At 59.0% G+C, this 18,279-nt stretch carries 20 protein-coding genes; 12 read left to right on the top strand and 8 right to left on the bottom strand.

Annotation, left to right across the window (positions count from 1 at the left end; genetic code table 11):
* Positions 1 to 50 precede the first annotated feature (50 nt).
* Positions 51 to 986: an omptin family outer membrane protease gene (locus EYD00_RS04005; RefSeq protein ID WP_004441126.1), complete on the top strand. Its 936-nt coding sequence runs from the start codon at positions 51 to 53 to the stop codon at positions 984 to 986.
* A gap of 156 nt (positions 987 to 1,142) precedes the next feature.
* Here EYD00_RS04005 and EYD00_RS03995 read toward each other — a convergent pair whose 3' ends face one another.
* From EYD00_RS03995 to EYD00_RS03985, 3 genes are read right to left on the bottom strand one after another with little or no spacing between them, the layout of a single operon-like run.
* Positions 1,143 to 1,766: an NUDIX domain-containing protein gene (locus EYD00_RS03995; RefSeq protein WP_004441125.1), complete on the bottom strand. Its 624-nt coding sequence runs from the start codon at positions 1,764 to 1,766 to the stop codon at positions 1,143 to 1,145.
* A gap of 26 nt (positions 1,767 to 1,792) precedes the next feature.
* Positions 1,793 to 2,389 (bottom strand): NUDIX domain-containing protein, encoded by a 597-nt coding sequence (locus EYD00_RS03990; protein ID WP_004441124.1) that lies wholly within the window; start codon positions 2,387 to 2,389, stop codon positions 1,793 to 1,795.
* A gap of 13 nt (positions 2,390 to 2,402) precedes the next feature.
* On the bottom strand, positions 2,403 to 4,607 hold the full coding sequence (locus EYD00_RS03985; RefSeq protein WP_004441123.1) for a molybdopterin-containing oxidoreductase family protein: 2,205 nt from the start codon (positions 4,605 to 4,607) through the stop codon (positions 2,403 to 2,405).
* Between the two features lie 41 nt (positions 4,608 to 4,648).
* On the opposite strand from EYD00_RS03985, the gene EYD00_RS03980 reads away from it, so the two are divergent.
* Complete coding sequence (locus EYD00_RS03980; RefSeq protein WP_004441122.1) at positions 4,649 to 5,512, top strand: 23S rRNA (adenine(2030)-N(6))-methyltransferase RlmJ; 864 nt, start codon at positions 4,649 to 4,651, stop codon at positions 5,510 to 5,512.
* A gap of 1 nt (position 5,513) precedes the next feature.
* Here EYD00_RS03980 and EYD00_RS03975 read toward each other — a convergent pair whose 3' ends face one another.
* Positions 5,514 to 6,461, bottom strand: a complete 948-nt coding sequence (locus EYD00_RS03975) for a lysylphosphatidylglycerol synthase domain-containing protein (RefSeq protein WP_004441121.1) — start codon at positions 6,459 to 6,461, stop codon at positions 5,514 to 5,516.
* A 206-nt stretch (positions 6,462 to 6,667) separates the two neighbouring features.
* Between EYD00_RS03975 and EYD00_RS03970 the strand changes: the two genes are divergently transcribed.
* Positions 6,668 to 7,438, top strand: a complete 771-nt coding sequence (locus EYD00_RS03970; protein WP_004441120.1) for a ribonuclease T2 family protein — start codon at positions 6,668 to 6,670, stop codon at positions 7,436 to 7,438.
* A 21-nt stretch (positions 7,439 to 7,459) separates the two neighbouring features.
* Positions 7,460 to 8,056, top strand: coding sequence for a glutathione S-transferase (locus EYD00_RS03965; protein WP_004441119.1), 597 nt, complete (start codon positions 7,460 to 7,462; stop codon positions 8,054 to 8,056).
* Positions 8,057 to 8,164: 108 nt separating this feature from the next.
* On the opposite strand, the gene EYD00_RS03960 is transcribed toward EYD00_RS03965, so the two are convergent.
* Positions 8,165 to 8,821, bottom strand: coding sequence for an outer membrane protein (locus EYD00_RS03960; protein WP_004441118.1), 657 nt, complete (start codon positions 8,819 to 8,821; stop codon positions 8,165 to 8,167).
* A 369-nt stretch (positions 8,822 to 9,190) separates the two neighbouring features.
* Here EYD00_RS03960 and EYD00_RS03955 point away from each other — a divergent pair, with 369 nt between their 5' ends.
* The 5 genes from EYD00_RS03955 (at position 9,191) to EYD00_RS03935 (ending at position 13,406) form a co-directional block, all read left to right on the top strand.
* Positions 9,191 to 9,958, top strand: coding sequence for an SDR family oxidoreductase (locus EYD00_RS03955; RefSeq protein WP_004441117.1), 768 nt, complete (start codon positions 9,191 to 9,193; stop codon positions 9,956 to 9,958).
* On the top strand, positions 9,955 to 12,000 hold the full coding sequence (gene uvrC, locus EYD00_RS03950) for an excinuclease ABC subunit UvrC (RefSeq protein WP_004441115.1): 2,046 nt from the start codon (positions 9,955 to 9,957) through the stop codon (positions 11,998 to 12,000). The genes EYD00_RS03955 and uvrC overlap by 4 nt, the downstream gene beginning before the upstream one ends.
* A 104-nt stretch (positions 12,001 to 12,104) precedes the next feature.
* Positions 12,105 to 12,692: a CDP-diacylglycerol--glycerol-3-phosphate 3-phosphatidyltransferase gene (pgsA, locus tag EYD00_RS03945; RefSeq protein WP_004441114.1), complete on the top strand. Its 588-nt coding sequence runs from the start codon at positions 12,105 to 12,107 to the stop codon at positions 12,690 to 12,692.
* Positions 12,692 to 12,946 carry a molybdopterin converting factor subunit 1 gene (gene moaD / locus EYD00_RS03940; protein WP_034496240.1) on the top strand — a complete coding sequence of 85 codons (255 nt, stop codon included), beginning with the start codon at positions 12,692 to 12,694 and terminating at the stop codon, positions 12,944 to 12,946. Before pgsA ends, moaD begins: the two co-directional genes overlap by 1 nt.
* A gap of 4 nt (positions 12,947 to 12,950) precedes the next feature.
* Positions 12,951 to 13,406: a molybdenum cofactor biosynthesis protein MoaE gene (locus EYD00_RS03935; protein ID WP_004441109.1), complete on the top strand. Its 456-nt coding sequence runs from the start codon at positions 12,951 to 12,953 to the stop codon at positions 13,404 to 13,406.
* A 55-nt stretch (positions 13,407 to 13,461) separates the two neighbouring features.
* Here EYD00_RS03935 and EYD00_RS03930 read toward each other — a convergent pair whose 3' ends face one another.
* On the bottom strand, positions 13,462 to 14,358 hold the full coding sequence (locus tag EYD00_RS03930) for a branched-chain amino acid ABC transporter permease (RefSeq protein WP_004441107.1): 897 nt from the start codon (positions 14,356 to 14,358) through the stop codon (positions 13,462 to 13,464).
* 61 nt (positions 14,359 to 14,419) lie between these two features.
* Between EYD00_RS03930 and EYD00_RS03925 the strand changes: the two genes are divergently transcribed.
* Together EYD00_RS03925 and EYD00_RS03920 are read left to right on the top strand one after the other, a co-directional pair.
* Entirely contained in the window at positions 14,420 to 14,971 is a 552-nt protein-coding gene (locus EYD00_RS03925) for a CGNR zinc finger domain-containing protein (protein ID WP_034495802.1), read from the top strand.
* Positions 14,968 to 15,480 carry a hypothetical protein gene (locus EYD00_RS03920; RefSeq protein ID WP_004441104.1) on the top strand — a complete coding sequence of 171 codons (513 nt, stop codon included), beginning with the start codon at positions 14,968 to 14,970 and terminating at the stop codon, positions 15,478 to 15,480. Before EYD00_RS03925 ends, EYD00_RS03920 begins: the two co-directional genes overlap by 4 nt.
* A gap of 192 nt (positions 15,481 to 15,672) precedes the next feature.
* Here EYD00_RS03920 and ndk read toward each other — a convergent pair whose 3' ends face one another.
* A complete protein-coding gene (gene ndk / locus EYD00_RS03915) occupies positions 15,673 to 16,095 on the bottom strand; it encodes a nucleoside-diphosphate kinase (RefSeq protein ID WP_003496769.1) in 423 nt (140 codons plus the stop codon).
* A gap of 103 nt (positions 16,096 to 16,198) precedes the next feature.
* On the bottom strand, positions 16,199 to 16,894 hold the full coding sequence (locus EYD00_RS03910; protein ID WP_004441100.1) for a glutathione S-transferase family protein: 696 nt from the start codon (positions 16,892 to 16,894) through the stop codon (positions 16,199 to 16,201).
* Positions 16,895 to 17,150: 256 nt separating this feature from the next.
* Between EYD00_RS03910 and EYD00_RS03905 the strand changes: the two genes are divergently transcribed.
* Positions 17,151 to 18,194, top strand: a complete 1,044-nt coding sequence (locus tag EYD00_RS03905; protein ID WP_004441098.1) for a GGDEF domain-containing protein — start codon at positions 17,151 to 17,153, stop codon at positions 18,192 to 18,194.
* Positions 18,195 to 18,279: the final 85 nt, after the last annotated feature.

The raw sequence follows: 18,279 nt of genomic DNA, 5'->3' as shown, positions 1-18,279 counted from the left end.
ATGACCGCAACGGCCTCTACTTCAGGCCCTCCGGACGTTCAGGAGCGATTATGCGATTTTCGAGATTTCCCCTGCCGCTTTCTGCGGCTTTACTGATGGGTACCTGCCTGCCACTCGCCGCCGAACAAAACGGCATTACGGCTTCACTGGATGCCGGCGTTCTCAACATTAAGGCAACGGAAAAATTCTATAGCGGCAGTCATAAAAACAGTCAGCTCGACTGGAAAACGACAAACGCAATGGCTCTGCGCGGATCGCTTGGATTTGAGCTTTCACCCGATTGGCGCATCAAAACGGAAGGTCGTATCGGCTTTGCAGGTGATGGCTTCATGACCGACTACGATTGGCTCAGCCCGTTTTACAGAGATACATCGAAGAATGGGTGGAGCCACCGTTCAGAGCACGGCGACACGCGGCTGGACCACTACCTGACCGGAAGTATAGAATTAAACCGCACCCTGCTGGAGGACCCGCTGCAACACCTCAGCGCCGGCATCGGCTTTCGTTACACCGACGTGCAATGGTCCTCATATGGCGGAAACTACATCTACAGCTCCCGAGGTTTCCGCGATAATGTCGGTGCGTTCGGAAACAGCGAAAAAGCGATTACTTACAGACAGCAAATTCCGGTGTTTTACGGCAACCTGAGCGGTGGACGTAAATTCGGCAACTGGTCGCTGAATGCGGGTCTAGAAGGCGGCGCAATGGTCTATGCAAAAGCCACGGACGATCATTGGATGCGTTCGCTACGTTTTGCCGATAAATTCGACATAGGCGGGATGTTCGGAGCGAAAGCGGGCATAGCCTATGACCTGACTGACAATGCCTCCCTCTATCTCGACGGCGCTTACGAATATACCAGTTTTTCTCGCGGCGATAAAACCGCTACGCCATCCGGAAGCTCAACCGGCCTCGTCTACAACAACGCGGGGGGCGGCGATATGCAGTCTCTTTTCGTAGGCGCTGGTGTCAAAGGCCGGTTTTAATCACCAAGGTTGAAGGCGGGGACGAGTTGGTGGTTAAGCTCGAAGATGAGGTCGTAGAGTGTCTGGTCAAAGTCAACACCCCTCAGACCTGTCCCAAGCTCATTGCCGCTATACGGGCCGAGGGCTCAGGGCGCTCAAACGTAACCGCGGATAAAATTACGCTCTGGAAAGAAGACGGTCGCGATTCAACATCGCCCATTGCAGCAGAATGATCGTCTTCGAATCCGTAATTTCACCCGAGGCGATCATTCCGAAGGCTTCGTCGAGACCATAGGTCAGAACCTCGATATCCTCGCCTTCATCCTCCAGCCCGCCGCCGCTGCCCGCTTGCACGTCGAGATCGATGCAGGCGACGAAGAGACTGACCTTTTCCGTCAGCGTGCCAGGGCTGGCATACATGTCGAAGAGGTATTCAACCTTTTCGACGGCGTAACCGGATTCCTCCATCGCCTCACGGCGGATTGCATCAGCGGCATCGTCGCCATCGAGAAGCCCTGCCGGAACTTCGATCATGAAGTGCGGGTCGCCGTTGACGAAGGCGGCGGGGCGAAACTGGCGTACCATTACCACGCTGTCGCGTTTCGGGTCATAAAGGAGAATGGCGGCGGCGAGGCCGTGATCATGGACCTCCCTCACAATACGGATCGTCTTGCCGTCAGGCATGCGCTGGTCAAAAACGAGCTTCTGCAAATGCACGAAGCCCTTCCAGACGGTTTCCTTTTCCACCAGCCGGATCCGGTCAGTCCCGGCAGCGGGCGACTTTAAGAGCGACACGTTCATAAGAGTCTCCGAAAGATGATGAAATCTCAGGCTGTCAGGGAGGCGCGGTTCAAGGCCGCCCATTGCAGCAGCATGATCGTCTTGCCATCGCATATCTCGCCCGTCTCGATCATCTTCATGGCGTCGTCCAGCGGGATTTCCACGACCTCGATATCCTCGTCCTCATGGGCCGCACCGCCGCCTTCTTCGACACGATCCGAAGATTCGACAATCGCGGCGAAGAAATGAATGATCTCGGTGACAGAACCGGGCGACATGAACGATTTGAACAGGAACCGCACGTCCCTCACGACGTAGCCCGTTTCTTCCGTCACCTCGCGGCGAATGGCTTCAGCCGGATTATCGCCGTCCAGCAGGCCGGCCGGGGCTTCAAGGAGCCAGCCGGGATGACCGTTCACATGGGCCGGCATGCGAAACTGCCGTACCAGAACAACCGTCTGGCGTCGTGGATCAAACAGCAGGATCGTCGCGCCGTTGCCACGGTCATAGGCTTCGCGCCTGATGACTTTCGTTTCGCCACGGGAATTGGTGTAATTATAGGTTATGTTGCGGAGGTGATACCAGTTCTTTGAAAGCGTTTCGTCTTTCAGAATTTCAATTTTCACGTTGTCGAACTTCGTCATTCAAAATCTTCCGTCAGCTCTTGCGCAGCCAAACCTTGTTGTCGTGAAATGCCGCGCCGCCATAGGGAGCGACGGCGTCGGCACCGGTCAGCACGTTGATGCCCTCGCCGTCCAGATGCGCCTTGTTCGGCCAAAGTCCCTCGGCAATCAAAACGCCCGGCCTAGCACCTTCCACGATTTTCGCGTGGAGCCGGACCTCGCCTCGCCCGTTGCCGATGCGGACGATGTCGCCATCAGAAATGCCGTTGATGGCGGCATCCTCAGGACAGATCATCAGTTCCGGGCGACCTTCCTTCTGCACGGAGGTTTTGGTTTCCGCGAAAGTGGAATTCAGGAAGTTGCGCGCGGGCGATGTCGCCAGTCGGAAGGGATGGTCAGCATCCGCAACCTCGATGACATCGACCTGATCCGGGAATTTCGGAAATTCCGACACCGGCCCCATCACGCCGATGTTCTTCGGCGGTTTGTTGGGAGACGGCCCTGTTGCCCAATCGGGGCTGAAACGGAACTTCCCGTCACCGTAACCGAAGCCTTCAAGATAATGCGCGACCTCGAACGGTGGCTGCGCATCGATCCATTTCTCTTCGGCGAGCGTATCGAAGTCGCCCCAGCCACTGACTTTCAGCATATGATCGACATGATCGCGCGCTGAAAGGCCAAAGCCCGGCATGTGGTCGATCCCGAGACGCTTTGCCAGCTCCTCGATGACGAAGAGGTTGGTACGCACCGTTTCGGGCGGCTCCACCAGTTTAGGACCAAGCAAGATGTGATTCTGGCCGCCGGCGCGGTAAATGTCGTCATGTTCGAGGAACATGGTGGCGGGCAGCACGATATCGGCAAGCTCGGCCGTTTCCGTCATGAATTGCTCATGCACGGCGACGAAGAGATCATCGCGCAGGAAGCCCTGCTTCACCAGCCTCTGTTCGGGAGCGACATTGACCGGATTGGTGTTCTGGATGAGCAGCGCCGTCACCGGACCGCCATGGCGCAGCGCTTCGGCGTCCCCCGTCAGCACGCGGCCGATCTGCGACTGGTCGAGCTGGCGCACGTCGGGGTCGGCATAGGCCGTGCCCATGAGCTCCGCCTTGTTGAGCCGGAAGATGTCGCCATTATTGTGGAACGCGCCGCCGCCCTCATATTGCCAGGAACCGAGCACCGTGGCGATCGAAAGCGCTGCATGCATGGCGACCGCGCCGTTGCGCTGTCGGGCAAACCCATATCCGAGCCGGAAGAAGGTCTTTTTCGTGACGCCAACCAGCCTCGCGAAATCCTCGATCTCGTCGACCGAAAGGCCCGTGATCTCTGATGCCCACTGCGGCGTCTTCGTCTTCAAATGCGCCTCCAGCCCGGCCGGGTCGTCGGCGAAGCGCGCCATGTAACCACGGTCGGCGTAACCGTCGCGGAAGGCGATGTGCATCACGGCGCATGCCAGCGCCGCATCCGTGCCCGGCCGGACGACGAGGCGCATATCCGCCTGTTTCATGGTCGGATTGTCATAGATATCGACCACGACGATCTTCGCGCCGCGTTCCTTGCGGGCCTTGACCGCATGGGTCATGACATTGACCTGCGTGGCGACCGCATTGGTGCCCCAGATGACAACGACATCGGCCTTGCCGATCTCGCGCGGATCGGGGCCGCGCAAGGCGCCCGTGCCCATCACATAGCCGGTCCAGGCCATGTTGGTGCAAATCGAGCCGAAGAAGCCCGAATATTTCTTGGCGTGGCGCAGCCGCTCGATGGAGTCGCGCTGCACCTGCCCCATGGTGCCCGCATAGAAATAGGGCCAGATGGCCTCCGCGCCGTGCCGGGCTTCTGCCTTCACAAAAGCGTCGGCGATCTCGTCCAGCGCCGCTTCCCAGGAAATTTCCTGCCAGTCACCCGCCCCTTTTGCGCCCTTGCGGCGCTTCGGGGTCAGCAGACGACCGGGATGATAGATGCGCTCGGAATACCGCGCCACCTTGGCGCAGATCACGCCGGCGGTATAGGTGTTGGCATTGGCGCCGCGCACACGACCGATGCGGCCATCGGCATTGATATCGACCTCCAGCGCGCACGCGCTCGGACAGTCATGCGGGCAGACCGTGTGTCCGATACGGACTTCGGCCTTCAGGGCGGCTTTTTCAGCGGAAATCGGGGTCGCAACGTTCATGTCTTTTGTATATTGCATCAACGATGCGGCAAAAAGGCCGAAGTGACGTCCATCAAGAATATTCATCCTGACCATTCATCCGGATAAACGGCAAGCGAGACACATCCATGAACTACCGCCACATTTATCACGCCGGCAATTTCGCGGATGTCCTCAAACATGCCGTTCTCGCCCGCCTCGTGCGTTACCTGCAGAACAAGGACAAGGCCTTTCGGGTACTGGACACCCATGCCGGCATCGGTCTTTACGACCTGACGTCTGAAGAGGCGCAGAAAACCGGCGAATGGCAGACCGGCATCGGAAAGCTGATGGAGGGTGATCTGCCCGCCCCTATCGCCGAGCTGCTGGAGCCCTATCTTGCCGCCGTGAAGGAACTCAATCCTGAAGGCGGTGTCAAATTCTACCCCGGCTCACCGAAACTCGCGCGTATGCTGTTTCGCCCGCAGGACCGGCTTTCGGCCATGGAACTGCACCCGGATGACAGCCGCGCGCTCGCGCGGCTATTCGAAGGTGACTATCAGGTGCGGGTGACCGAGCTCGATGGCTGGCTGTCGCTTGGCGCGCATCTGCCGCCGAAAGAAAAACGCGGGCTCATCCTCGTTGATCCGCCATTTGAGCTGGAGAATGAATATCAGCGCCTGGCCGATGGTTTGAACAAGGCCTACCGACGTTTTTCCACTGGCACATATTGCCTGTGGTATCCGCTCAAGAAAGGCGCGCCGATCAAGGATTTCCACGAGCGGCTGCAATCCTTCGAGATTCCGAAGATGCTATGCGCGGAACTTTCCGTCAGGAGCGACCGGCTGGATGGGCTGAGCGGCTCCGGCCTCATCATCGTCAATCCGCCCTACACGCTGAAAGAAGAGTTGCACACGCTGCTGCCTTACCTCAAGACAAGGCTGGCGCAGGACAGGTTCGCCTCGCAGCGCGCCTTCTGGCTGCGCGGCGAGGAAAAGCCGGAAGACGGCTGAGTTACCTCAACCCTTCCCTTTTCTGCGCCGCGGCAAGCTGTGATCGTTCGAAGAACAGGATCACGAACAGCGCCATGATGAAGGGGATGATGAGGTAAAACAGGCGGAAGACCAGGAGCGCTGCGATGACGTCGGCCGGGTTCATGTCCGGCAGGCCGGTGACGAAGACGAGTTCCAGCACGCCCAATCCGCCCGGCGCATGCGAAATGAGCGCTGCGGAAAACGACACCAGAAATATGCCGAGAATGACCATATAGCCGGGATTGCCGGCTTCCGGCAGCGCGAAATAGATGATGCCCGCCGCGCCGATCAGCTCGATGGGGCCAATGACCAGTTGCTGCGCCACAAGCTTCGGCGCCGGGTATGGCAACACGAAGGAGCCGATCTTCAGAGGCTTCAGCCTGAGCAGGCTGCCGAGAACATAAAGGCTGACGAAAAAGAGCAGCACGACGCCTGTCGTGGTTGAGGCTTCGACCGGCAGTATGCCCGTGAACCGTTCAGTGATGTCAGGCTCGTAAAGCAGCACCAGTCCGATCAGCATGATCGTGCCGATGAGAAAGGTGAAAGAGCAGAGGCCGACGAGAACGCCCACTTCCGCCACACTTAGTCCCTTCGACGTATACGCCCGATATCGCACCACGGCGCCCGAAAACACCGACGCGCCGACATTGTGGGACAGCGCATAGGTGGTGAAGGAGGTGAGCGTGATGAAGAGCCAGTTCACCTTGCGGCCAAGATGCTGCAACGCGATGCGGTCATAACCGGCAAGCGCGGCATAGGCCAGCAGGGTGGAGAGACCCGAACACAACCAGTCCCGCACCCGAATGGCCTTCAGGCTGTCCCAGAGATCATCGAGCGACAGGCCGCGCAATTCGTGAAAGAGCAACCAGGCGGAAAAACCGATCGTCGCAAAGCCAACGACGGGCCAGATATATTTCTTGAATTTCATGCGGTCATGCCCGCCTATTTCCTCCAGCTTCACCCCAGCCTGTTCCATCTTTTGCGGAGATTCGTTCGACTCTATTCGTTATGCGGCGAAGCTTTCAACCTTTTCATCAAAGATTGGCGGTTTGCCCCGTTCACAAGTTGATGTAAGACCGGATCGTCGCCTGCCGGCGATATGAGGTCGTCCATTTTCCGGGGAACGTACACGGAATGAAGCGTTATGCCGGTTTCATCGCTCTGGGCCTTCTGTCGCTCGGCGCCTTATGGTTCGCGCAGCAAAATCCGGCCCCAACCACACCGGCCGACCGGCAGACACAACCCCAATCGCAGACCGCCGGCAATTCCGGGCCGGACGCTCCAGGGCGCTCGGTTTCTCAAGCGAAGCCGGATAAGAGGCCTCCGCCGCGCGGAAGCGGCTTCGATTTTTATGTGCTCTCGCTTTCATGGTCACCGGCATTCTGCGCCAGCTCCGAAGGCTCTGGCAACCGACAGCAGTGCGGCAGCGACAGGCGTTACGGATTCGTGGTGCACGGGCTATGGCCGCAGAACGAAAACGGCTATCCCGAATTCTGCCGAAGCGACGAGCCTGAGCGTGTTCCGGACGCGATTGGCCGCACCATGTTCGACATCATGCCCTCCATGGGCCTGATCGGCCATCAGTGGCGCAAACACGGCTCCTGTTCCGGCCTGTCGCAGCGAGACTATTTCTCGGCGACGCGGGCCGCCTTCGAGGCCATCCGGCTGCCGGAGAGAATCGCCTCCGGCGCCGAAACAGCCACGCTTTCAGCCGATGCGATAGAAACCGCCTTTACCGATGCCAATCCCGGCCTGTCGAAACGCGGCATTTCCATCAGCTGCGACGGCAAGCGCCTTGAAGAAGTGCGCATCTGCCTTAACCGGGACATGACATTCCGCGATTGCCCGGAGCTTGACCGCAAGGGCTGCCGCGCGAGTTCAACCGAAATCATCCCCATTCGCTGATCAACCCACAGGGACCCAACCATGGAACTGCTCTATTCGCCCGCCTCCCCCTACTCCGCCAAGGTGCGCATGGCGGCCCGTCATCTCGACATCGACATAACTTCCGTTCGCGTTGACACCAACGCCGAGCCGGCAACGCTGATGGACAATAATCCGCTGGGAAAGATTCCGGTGCTGCTGCTTGATGATGGCGGATCGGTCTACGACAGCGTGGCCATCATGCATTATCTCGACCGTCTTTCAGGCGGTAAACTCTACCCCAAAAAGAACGGCAAGCGCACGGATGTGGAAATTCTGGAGGCGCTGTGCGACGGCATCATGGATTGCCTGCTGGCCATCGTCTACGAGCGCCGTTTCCGACCGGAAGAGAAAATTCACCAGCCCTGGATCGACAAGCAGTGGAGCAAGGTGGTGCGCGGGCTCGACCATCTCAACGCCAACCTGCCGAAGACCGGCAAGAAGCTGCACGGCGGCCATTTCGCGCTGGCTGCGATGATCGGTTATCTAGACCTGCGTTTTGCGGGCGAGTGGGCCGAAGGGCGCGATGCGCTGGCGGCGTGGCCGGAAACCTTCGGCAAGCGTTTCGACGCCTATACGGAAATGAAGGCCGCCGCCTGACGTGACCGCGCAGAACACCCGGCTTTTTGCCGGGCGTTCAACGGCAAATTACAGACACAAAAAAGCCGGGGCATGACCCCGGCTTTTCTTTGACCGATCCGGAAAGGATCAGAACTTGACGCCGATACCGGCCTTGACCGAGTGGTCGTCATAACCGCGCGAGAAGGCGTCGTTGCCGAGCGTGTAGTCCTTCTTCTGGTAATCGCTGTAGCGATATTCCAGACGGGCGGTGATGTTGTCGGTCACCATGGCTTCTACACCGGCACCAACCGTGTAACCGAGAGCCGTGGCGCTGTCCTTGTTGACGCCGTCACGAACCTTGTTGTCGGAGACAGCAAGACCGGCCGTACCATAGAGCAGGAACGGGTTCATGTCGTAACCAACGCGGCCACGCAGCGAGCCGTTGACGCCCTGCTTGCCTTCGACCGAGCGACCTGCGACCGTACCGGCGGAACCGCGCTCGTCACCCATGTTAACGTCAGCTTCGGCACCGTAAACGATCTGGCCATTCTGCCAGTTGTAACCGCCGTACAGACCGCCGCCAGCGCCCTTGGCGTCACGGCCGTCGTTGCTGGAGCTGAAACGGCCCCAATCGTAGTTGACGGTACCACCGAGGTAAGCGCCGGACCAGTCCTTGACCGGTGCTGGCTGGTCGTAGGAAACCGGTGCCTGCGGCACTTCGTTTACGGCGTCAGCGGCGTGAGCAGCCGAAAAGCCAGCGGCGGCCATGGTCGAAGCCATAAGGGTTGCTACGAAAATACGCATGTTATTCTCCTTTCAGGACCGCTCTGTACTCAAAACATTGTTTTCAGACGCGGCATAATTCGTCGGGTTGATCGCCCCTCTGGAAACCGAATTTGATGGGAGAATGCGGAGATCAAAGAGCCAAAATGTGAATTGTTTGGGGCAGACGCGTGACTAGAATTAGACGTTGCCTAATTGCCACAAGGGTTTTATTAACCCTAACAGAAGGCTAAACAAAAATAGATCGCCTTTAAACTTCGTTATATTAAAATTAAACCGAAATTGCATTGTGAATAAAAAATCGCCCAATTCTTTTCGGGCCGAGTGACAGCTTGCGATTTGCATTTATATCCAGCAAATAGGGCGTGTAAGAGCAAATGCAGGTCCGCTGTGAAAGAAGATATACCGAAGACAGTCTTGATTACCGGGGCCGCGCGGCGGCTTGGGCGCGCTATCGCCACCGATCTGGCCAGCCACGGCTTTGCGATCGTGGTCCATGCCAATGAATCGATCGCGCAGGCGGAGGAATTCGCTAACGAAATAAGGCAGAAAGGTGGCAGGGCTGCAGCCGTTCAGGCGGACCTGACACAATCAGCCCCGACAGCGGCGCTCATCGAAAAGGCGTCTTCCGCCCTCGGCCCCATCGGCGTCGTCGTCAACAATGCGTCTGTTTTTCTCGGCGACACGGCGGAAGCGCCTGACCCTGATATCTTCGATGCGCATTTTGCCGTGCATGTGCGGGCGCCTTCCCTCATCGCCGCCGCCTTTGTCGAACAGTTGCCCGCCGATAAATCCGGGCTGATCGTCAACATCATCGACCAGCGTGTGCTTGCGCTCACGCCACGCTTTTATTCCTACACCCTTTCGAAATCAGCGCTTTGGACCGCCACGCGGACGATGGCGCAGAGCTTCGCGCCGCGCGTCAGGGTGAATGCCATCGGGCCTGGGCCCACCTTCAAAAGCGAAAGACAGGCGCCCGAGGACTTTCAGGCGCAGATCGACGGCCTTATATTAAAGCGTGGTCCTGCGCCGGACGAGTTCGGGCGGACGATTCGCTTTCTTTACGACACGCCGTCGGTCACCGGACAAATGATCGCGCTCGACGGCGGCCAGCACCTTGGCTGGGAAACCCCTGACGTGGCGGAGATACCTGAATGAACGGAAAGAAGCTGCCTGATGGCGGTATTCTCTTCGATGACACCGACGACGAAGATGACGATGCAAGCCTCGCCGCAACGGAAACGGCCGAGGCTCCGCGCGACGTCGCCGGCATGGACTGGAATGCGGGATGGAAGAACGAATCCGGCCTGAAGGGCATGGACCTCATTGGCGAATTCGTCAAACACCTGCCAAATGCGCCGGGTGTCTATCGCATGTTCAACGAGGCGGGCGACGTGCTTTACGTCGGCAAGGCACGCTCGTTGAAAAAGCGCGTCGGCAATTATGCGCAGGGCCGCGTGCATTCCAACCGCATCGCCCAGATGGTGCGTCACACCACGCACATGGAATTCGTCACCACCCGCACGGAGACCGAGGCGCTTCTTCTGGAAGCGAATCTAATCAAGCGCTTGCGGCCGCGATTTAACGTACTTCTGCGCGACGACAAGTCCTTCCCCTATATTCTCATCACCGCCGACAACCGTGCCCCAGCGATCTTCAAGCACCGGGGAGCAAGGGCGCGCAAGGGCGACTATTTCGGACCCTTCGCGTCCGCCGGCGCGGTTGGCCGCACGATCAATTCGCTGCAGCGCGCCTTCTTGATACGCACCTGCACAGACAGTGTGTTCGAAACCCGCACCCGTCCCTGTCTTCTGTACCAGATCAAGCGCTGTTCCGGGCCCTGTACGCATGAGATCAGCGACGAGGGCTACGCGGAGCTGGTCAAGGAAGCCAAGGATTTCCTGTCCGGCAAGAGCCAGAGCGTCAAGACCGCAATTGCGCGACAAATGAACGAGGCTTCCGAAGACCTCGATTTCGAGCGCGCCGCCATCTATCGCGACCGGCTGGCGGCACTTTCGCACGTCCAGAGCCACCAGGGCATCAACCCCGCCGGCATTGAAGAGGCGGATGTCTTCGCCATCCACCACGAAGGCGGCATTTCCTGTATTCAGGTGTTCTTTTTCCGCACCGGCCAGAACTGGGGCAACCGCGCCTATTTCCCCAAGGCCGATCCTTCCCTGCCCGGCTCGGAAATTCTCAACGCGTTTCTGGCGCAGTTCTACGACGACAAGCCGGTGCCGAAACAGATCCTGCTTTCCGAAACGGTGGAGGAACAGGAACTGCTGGCGGCCGCCCTCGGTGAAAAAGCCGGGCACAAGGTCACGATCAGCGTGCCGCAGCGTGGCGAGAAGAAGGACATTACCGATCACGTGCTTGCCAATGCCCGCGAGGCGCACGGCCGCAAGCTCGCGGAGACCTCGTCTCAGGCGCGGCTGCTGAAGGGCTTTGCCGAGACTTTCGGCCTTGCCTACGTGCCTCGGCGGATCGAAATCTACGATAACTCGCACATCATGGGCACCAATGCGGTCGGCGGCATGGTGGTGGCGGGGCCGGAAGGTTTCGTGAAGAACCAGTATCGCAAGTTCAATATCAAATCGACCGACATCACGCCGGGCGACGATTTCGGCATGATGCGGGAGGTGATGACCCGCCGCTTCTCACGCCTCCTGAAAGAAGAAGGAAAGCCGGATCGCGAGCGCATACCGACAGCAGAAGAAGCTGCCGACATGCCCTTCCCCGCCTGGCCGGACGTGATCCTGATCGATGGTGGTCAGGGGCAGATGACGGCGGTGCGGGCCATCCTCGACGAACTCGGCATTCGCGACTGCGTGACCGCCATCGGCGTCGCCAAAGGCGTGGACCGCGAGGCGGGCCGTGAACGTTTCTTCGCGGACGGGCGCAGCGATTTTTCCCTGCCGCCACGTGATCCCGTGCTCTACTTCATTCAGCGCATGCGTGACGAGGCGCACCGTTTCGCGATCGGATCGCACCGGGCCCGGCGCAAGAAGGAAATGGTGCGCAATCCGCTGGACGAAATCTCGGGAATCGGACCGGGGCGCAAACGTTCGTTGCTGCAGCATTTTGGAACCGCCAAGGCGGTTTCCCGCGCGGGCCTCAATGACCTGATGGCCGTCACCGGCATTTCCGAGACGGTGGCGCGGCAAATTTACAATCACTTCCACGAGAGCGGCAGCGATTGACGCAGAACGGCGGGGCTGACCTGCTAAAAAAACATAATCACGTGTTGACGCTATGCCCTAGCGGCGGCATCAAGGCAGCTGATCTCAGACTGACAGGTTTCCCCATGGCTTCGCGCGCATACAGCATTCCCAACCTCCTCACTTATGGCCGGATTCTCGCTGTTCCGGTCATTGTCCTTTGCTTTTACGTTGAAGGAAAACTGGAGAGTTCGGATTTTGCGCGCTGGACGGCACTGTGGCTGTTCATCATCGCCTCGCTGACCGATTTCCTCGACGGTTATCTGGCACGCATCTGGAACCAGACGTCGAATATCGGCCGCATGCTGGACCCGATCGCTGACAAGCTGCTGGTCGCATCCGTCCTGCTTCTGATGGCGGCCGACGGCACCATTGCCGGCTGGTCGCTCTGGGCGGCCATCACCATTCTCTGCCGTGAAATTCTTGTTTCCGGCCTGCGCGAATATCTGGCGGCGCTGAAGGTCAGCGTTCCCGTCACCCGCATCGCCAAATGGAAGACCACCATCCAGATGGTCGCCATCGCTTTCCTGCTCGCGGGTCCTGCCGGCGACAAGGTTCTGCCCTACACGACCGAGATGGGCATCACGCTTCTCTGGCTGGCCGCAGCGCTCACCATGTATACCGGTTATGATTACTTCAAGGCTGGCCTCAAGCACATCGTGGACGAAGAATGATGACACGGATCGTTTATTTCGCCTGGGTTCGCGAGAAGATCGGCACGGATGAAGAGGAGCTGGACCTCCCTTCCTCCATCGCTACGGCCGGCGAGCTGATTGCCTGGCTTGCGACACGCGGTGAAAATTACGAGGCTGCCTTCGAATTTCCCAATGTCATCCGCGTTGCGGTCAATCAGGAACACGTCGAGCATGATGAAAGCATCGTCGGCGCGCGCGAGATCGGCATTTTTCCGCCGATGACGGGGGGATGAGCGAATGCAGCCGACCGTCCGTGTCCAGGCAGATGATTTCGACGCAGCGGAAGAAACCCGCCGGCTAACGGAAGGTGACAGGAGCATCGGCGCGGTTGTCGCCTTCACCGGGCTCTGCCGGGATGATGGCGGCACGCTCGCGGCGCTGGAACTGGAACATTATCCCGGCATGGCGGAAGCGGAAATGACGCGCATCGCCAAGCTCGCGATGGAACGCTTCGGCCTGCTTGGCCTCACCGCCATCCATCGCCATGGCAAGATCGCCACGGGCGAAAATATCGTCCTCGTTATCGCCGCTTCATCGCATCGACAGGCAGCCTTCGATGGCGCGAATTTCGTGATGGACTACTTGAAGACATCCGCGCCGTTCTGGAAAAAGGAACATGGCAAGGATGGAACGGCGGGCGAGTGGGTTGCGGCAAAGACAACCGACGATACGGCCAGGGAAAAGTGGCGATAACGCCGTATTCTGCCCGCATGGTCCGGTGGAAGCGGGCACCGCTTTCGTCAATGCCCTAAGGCGCTTCAACCCTGCTGCGCATGATAACCAGCCAGCCAACCAGCATCGCGAGAACCATCGCATCCCGCCAGGCGGCCGGTCCGTAACCGACCCAGAAAGTTTCCGCAAAACCGACGGCGGCGGCCCCCAGCCCACAGATGAGCGGACTGGCATAACCGCCCGCCGCAGAAATCAGCACCACCTTCAGGCCAAAGACCAGACCGGCCCCGAAATCCATGGTGCCGTAATAAAATGTGGCCAGCACGCCCGCGATGGCGGCGACGAGACCCGCCGCGCAATAGGACATGAGAAATATCCGGCCTGCATTTACCCCGCACAAGGCTGCAGCAAAAGCATCGTCCGACACTGCCTTCCAGCGCCTGCCGAAAGCGGAGCGGCCAAGATAAAACGATCCGGCGAAAATGAGCAGGCTGAAGGCCGTCGTATTCAGCATTTGCATCGGCGTCAGCGTCACGGCGAAACCGCCATCGGCCCAGAAACGTATCGGCTCCGACAAAAGCGGCGGGAGCCATAATTGCCGTGTATCGGCGGCCAGCCTTGCACTTTCCGTCAGCGCTATCAACACCCCGATGGAAGCGACCGTCACCGCGTTGGGAGAGGCTTTCGCTAACGGCCGCATCACCACCCTGCCGATGAAACCCGCCGCCCACAGCCCGCCGAACAGGCCCGCCCCTGCCCCCAGCGCCAATGTCGCCGGGAGAACAAGCCACAGGCGGTTCCAGCCGAAATCGGCAAAAAGCAGGCAGGTCTGGCCAGCAAAGGCGAATATGGCACCATAGGTGACATCGGCGCGTCTGGTGACTGAAAAGGCGATGGCATAACCAAAGGCCAGAACCGCATAAAGCGCGGCGACCGGCACTGCATTCAGCAATTGTTGCAGGAAATAGGCCAAGCGCGTCCTCCTGCTGTGATTATAACTATTAAAACCTGTTTTGATAGTTATAGTGTGCGGCATGACCTTTCGCTGGACAGAACATCGTTTCGCGGGCGGCGCATTGGCGTTGGATGTTGCCAATAGCGTGATCCTGCGTTCAGACGCCGCTAGATCGGTAGACCGCTTCGCCGTGGCCGGGCAGATCGCCACCTTTGCCGAAGCGGCGACACGGCTTGGTGCGGAGCGAGAAAGATTTCCCGCCCTCGTCGCGCCCGACGAAGAGAGACGGCCGGTTCTTTTCGATTTGCGCGAGGCAATCGACGATTATTTTCGCTCGTCCATCGCCGATGGCGGCGAGGACGACGGGAAACTGGCGCAGTTTCTCTTCGCTTGCGGCGCCGCCCTGCGCATGTTCCCGAAGGCAGAACATCTCGCCAATGCCACCGCCCACTCCGCACTGTCGCTGCTTACGGACGAACCACGGCAGCGGTTGAGGATCTGCGGCAATTGCGGCTGGCTGTTCATCGACCGCAGCAGAAACAGAAGCCGGATCTGGTGCGATATGGCGGTGTGCGGCAACCGGCAGAAAGCCAGCCGGCACTATCACCGCAGGAAGGAGACGCGGTCATGAAGAGAACCGGCCTGCCATTGCTGGCAATGGTGGCGATACTCACCCTTTCCGGCTGTCAGCGCGAAGAACCGCGCGAGGTGGCGAAGGTTTCCGGTCGCATGTTCGTCTTCAACTATCGCGTGGCCATTGCCACCTATCTGGTGACGCTGCAGCGTATTGCCCCCATTCGCGACGGCAGCAGCGTTGAAGCAACATTCGAAAACCCTCGCGGAGGGCCCGACCTCACCACCCGCGAGAAGATTTTTCCGAAGGACGAAAGGATCACCGTTCAGAGCCCGCCGGTCGAATGTGTGAAGCAGGATCGGCCCTACAGGGTCACCGTCCGCATCAAAGGGCCGGATGGCGATATTCTGCAGACGATCGAGACCACCATCCGCTCCGATACCGACCAGTCAGCTCTCCCCGCCAAGCCGCTGGTCGTCGGCCCGCTCTATACGCCCAATCCGGAGGTGTTTAAACCTGACGGAACGATTGATATGCGGCCGGCTCAGGGGTGCCCGGCGTCGTAGGGACTGACGGAGCGAGTGCAACCTCTCCTCGTGCCTGTGCTTGTCACAGGAATGATGATGGAGGCGGGTGCGGCATCCCCTTATCGCATCCAGAAACAAAAAAACGGAGCCTTTCGGCTCCGCTTCTTCGAGTCTTTTCAGCAGCTTCGAGCAATCGCCTGATAGAGCGATTCAAGCCGTTGAGACTTTGAATCAGCCGACGATTTCGGTTTCGGCGAACCAATAGGCGATTTCCTGAGCGGCGGTTTCCGGAGCGTCGGAACCGTGAACGGAGTTTTCGCCGATGGAAAGCGCGAAGGTCTTGCGGATGGTGCCTTCAGCGGCCTGGGCCGGGTTGGTGGCGCCCATGATTTCGCGGTTCTTGAGGATGGCGTTTTCGCCTTCCAGAACCTGAACGATGGTCGGGCCGGAAGTCATGCCTTCAACGAGTTCGCCGAAGAAGGGGCGCTCCTTGTGGACGGCGTAGAAGCCTTCGGCTTCGCGCTTGCTCATCCAGACGCGCTTGGAGGCGACGACGCGCAGGCCGTTGTCTTCAAATACCTTGGTGATCGCGCCCGTGAGGTTACGCTTGGTTGCGTCCGGCTTGATCATCGAAAATGTGCGTTCAATCGCCATGTGTCCGTTTCCTTTTCCTTCAGAGAAAGTGGGCGGTCTTTACCCGCCCAAAGGCCCGAAAACAAGGGGGATCAACGAGATTGCGGCACTGACGGCAGACATTTCACGCCGCTGTCACACTGCGGCCCCTTGCATCGTAAAGATCGAGGCACCCTTCGAACCAGTCGCGCACAGGGTCATTATCTGAAAAGAGATCCGCACCGGTGGTGATCCTCGCCCATTGCAGCGCGCCGAAAACGATGTAATCCGAAAAAAGCGGCGACGTGCCGCCGATGAAGGGCTGAAAACTCAGCATCCGGCGGATGGGAGCGAGCAAGGCAGGAAAGGCCGCGATCTCGTCTTCGCGGTTGGCGACGACATCCTCGAGCGGGCGGCCAAGCGCCCTTGTCCGGCTTTCGCGGAAATAACGACGATCCGGCTCATCCAGCATATTGTGGATATCCAGCACGGCGATACGGACGATGGCCGGATGCAGCTGGGTTTGGGACCAGCTTTCGACAAAGCGCGCCATGGCCTTGCCGCCCTCCCCATCGAACAACGATGGCCGCTCCGGGTAGGCCTCGTCCAGATAAAGGGCAATCTCGAAACTGTCGCTCACCAGGCGGTCGCCGTCCCGCAGGATCGGCACCGTCTTCGAAAAACCATCCTCCACGGTCGGGATGACGGTGAAGGGCAACGGACGCTCTTCGAAATCCAGTCCCTTATGCGCCAACGAAAACACGGTTTTCCAGCAATGGGGGGAAAATGGCCTGGAGACATCGCTTCCGCAGAGCGAATAGAGGGTTCGGGAATTCGTCATGGGCTGCACCTTCTCTGCAATAACGACCAAGCGATATAAAATCGGCGGGAGCCGGAAATCAAATCAGCATTTGTCATGTTATCAATCAAAGGACGTTTGAAAGGTTCCGTTCGCCAAGGGGCGAAATAAAACCTGGAGGTGATGAATTTCGCTCGCAGGTTTAGCCAATTTTAAGCCGTCTCGCCTATGATTTGGCCATTCAGAAAACGGTTATTTCGTTCGATTGATAAGACCATCGATACTGGAGCTGACAGCGATGACATCTGCTGGCGATAAAAAACGCGAACAGGCGAGAAGTAGTCTTGTCCTTACCAAGGTCGCGCAGTTCATCGCCAGGATGAATATTGCACCATTGCCGCGCAATTATGAATTGATCTACGAAATATTGTCGGGCCATAACCCGGCCATGGGGCGAGACATCCTGGCTCTCGGCAACGCGCCGCAACAGCACGAGATCGATCTGGTTGGCCAGAGGCACAATTTGCCCGGCTTCTCCCGCATCGAAGCGGAACAGATGGCCAGCGAGGCCTTTGAAACGCTGAAACAGATTTCCGCACGGCTGGAAGCTGGCCAGAGGCGCACGGAAGCCTTCATCGGACGCCTTGGCGAAGACGAAACTGTTGGGTCCCCGGCCACCGACCGCGTCGCCCGATTGCTGGACGACATCCACGAGGAACAGACCAGCCTAAGGCATTTCATCTCCATGGGGCTGATGAAAATACATGACGTCGAGAGGCGGCGCGCCGAACTGCAGGCCGGTTCCCTGCGCGACGTGCTGACGGCGCTGCCCAACCGGGCGGCTTTCCTCGAAAAACTCGGAGAGCTTTTTGCCGGAGACAGGGCCGCCTCCGCGACATCGCTGATGCTCCTCAATATCGACCATTTCCGCGAGATCAACGCCAAATACGGCCCCGCCGCCGGAGACAAGGCCCTGCGGCGGCTTGCTGGGCTCTTTCGCAAGACGATCAAGAAGGATGATTTTGTCGCCCGCATCGGCGGCAACGAATTTGCTTTCCTGTTTGCAGGCGTTGCGCAAAACACGGCTGAGGCGATCGCTGAACGTCTGCGGCAAAGCGTCGAAGCCTTGCGCTTCGTGACGAGTGAGGGCGGCGGCGAGCATCTGACGGTTTCAATCGGCGTCGCCTCAGTGGACGGCACGGCAACGCCCGCGGAATTCTTCAGCCAGGCTGAATTGGCCCTGCTTTGCGCCCGGTGCGGCACCCGCAACTGCGTCGTCGGTTATTGCAGGGACCTCGCGCAGCACAATCGCGACAGCTATCTCGCGCAGTTGGGTTGCTAGGACATTTCGGCAAGCCTTCAGGATGGGCTTATATCCGGAAAACGAGCTGCCATCCCGCGCCTTGTCCCCGTTTGCCGCCTCTTCA

It is taken from the genome of Agrobacterium sp. 33MFTa1.1, from assembly GCF_004328495.1.
In the GTDB taxonomy this organism is placed as follows: Bacteria; Pseudomonadota; Alphaproteobacteria; order Rhizobiales; family Rhizobiaceae; genus Agrobacterium; species Agrobacterium pusense.
This window is presented reverse-complemented; position numbering and strand designations above follow the sequence as displayed.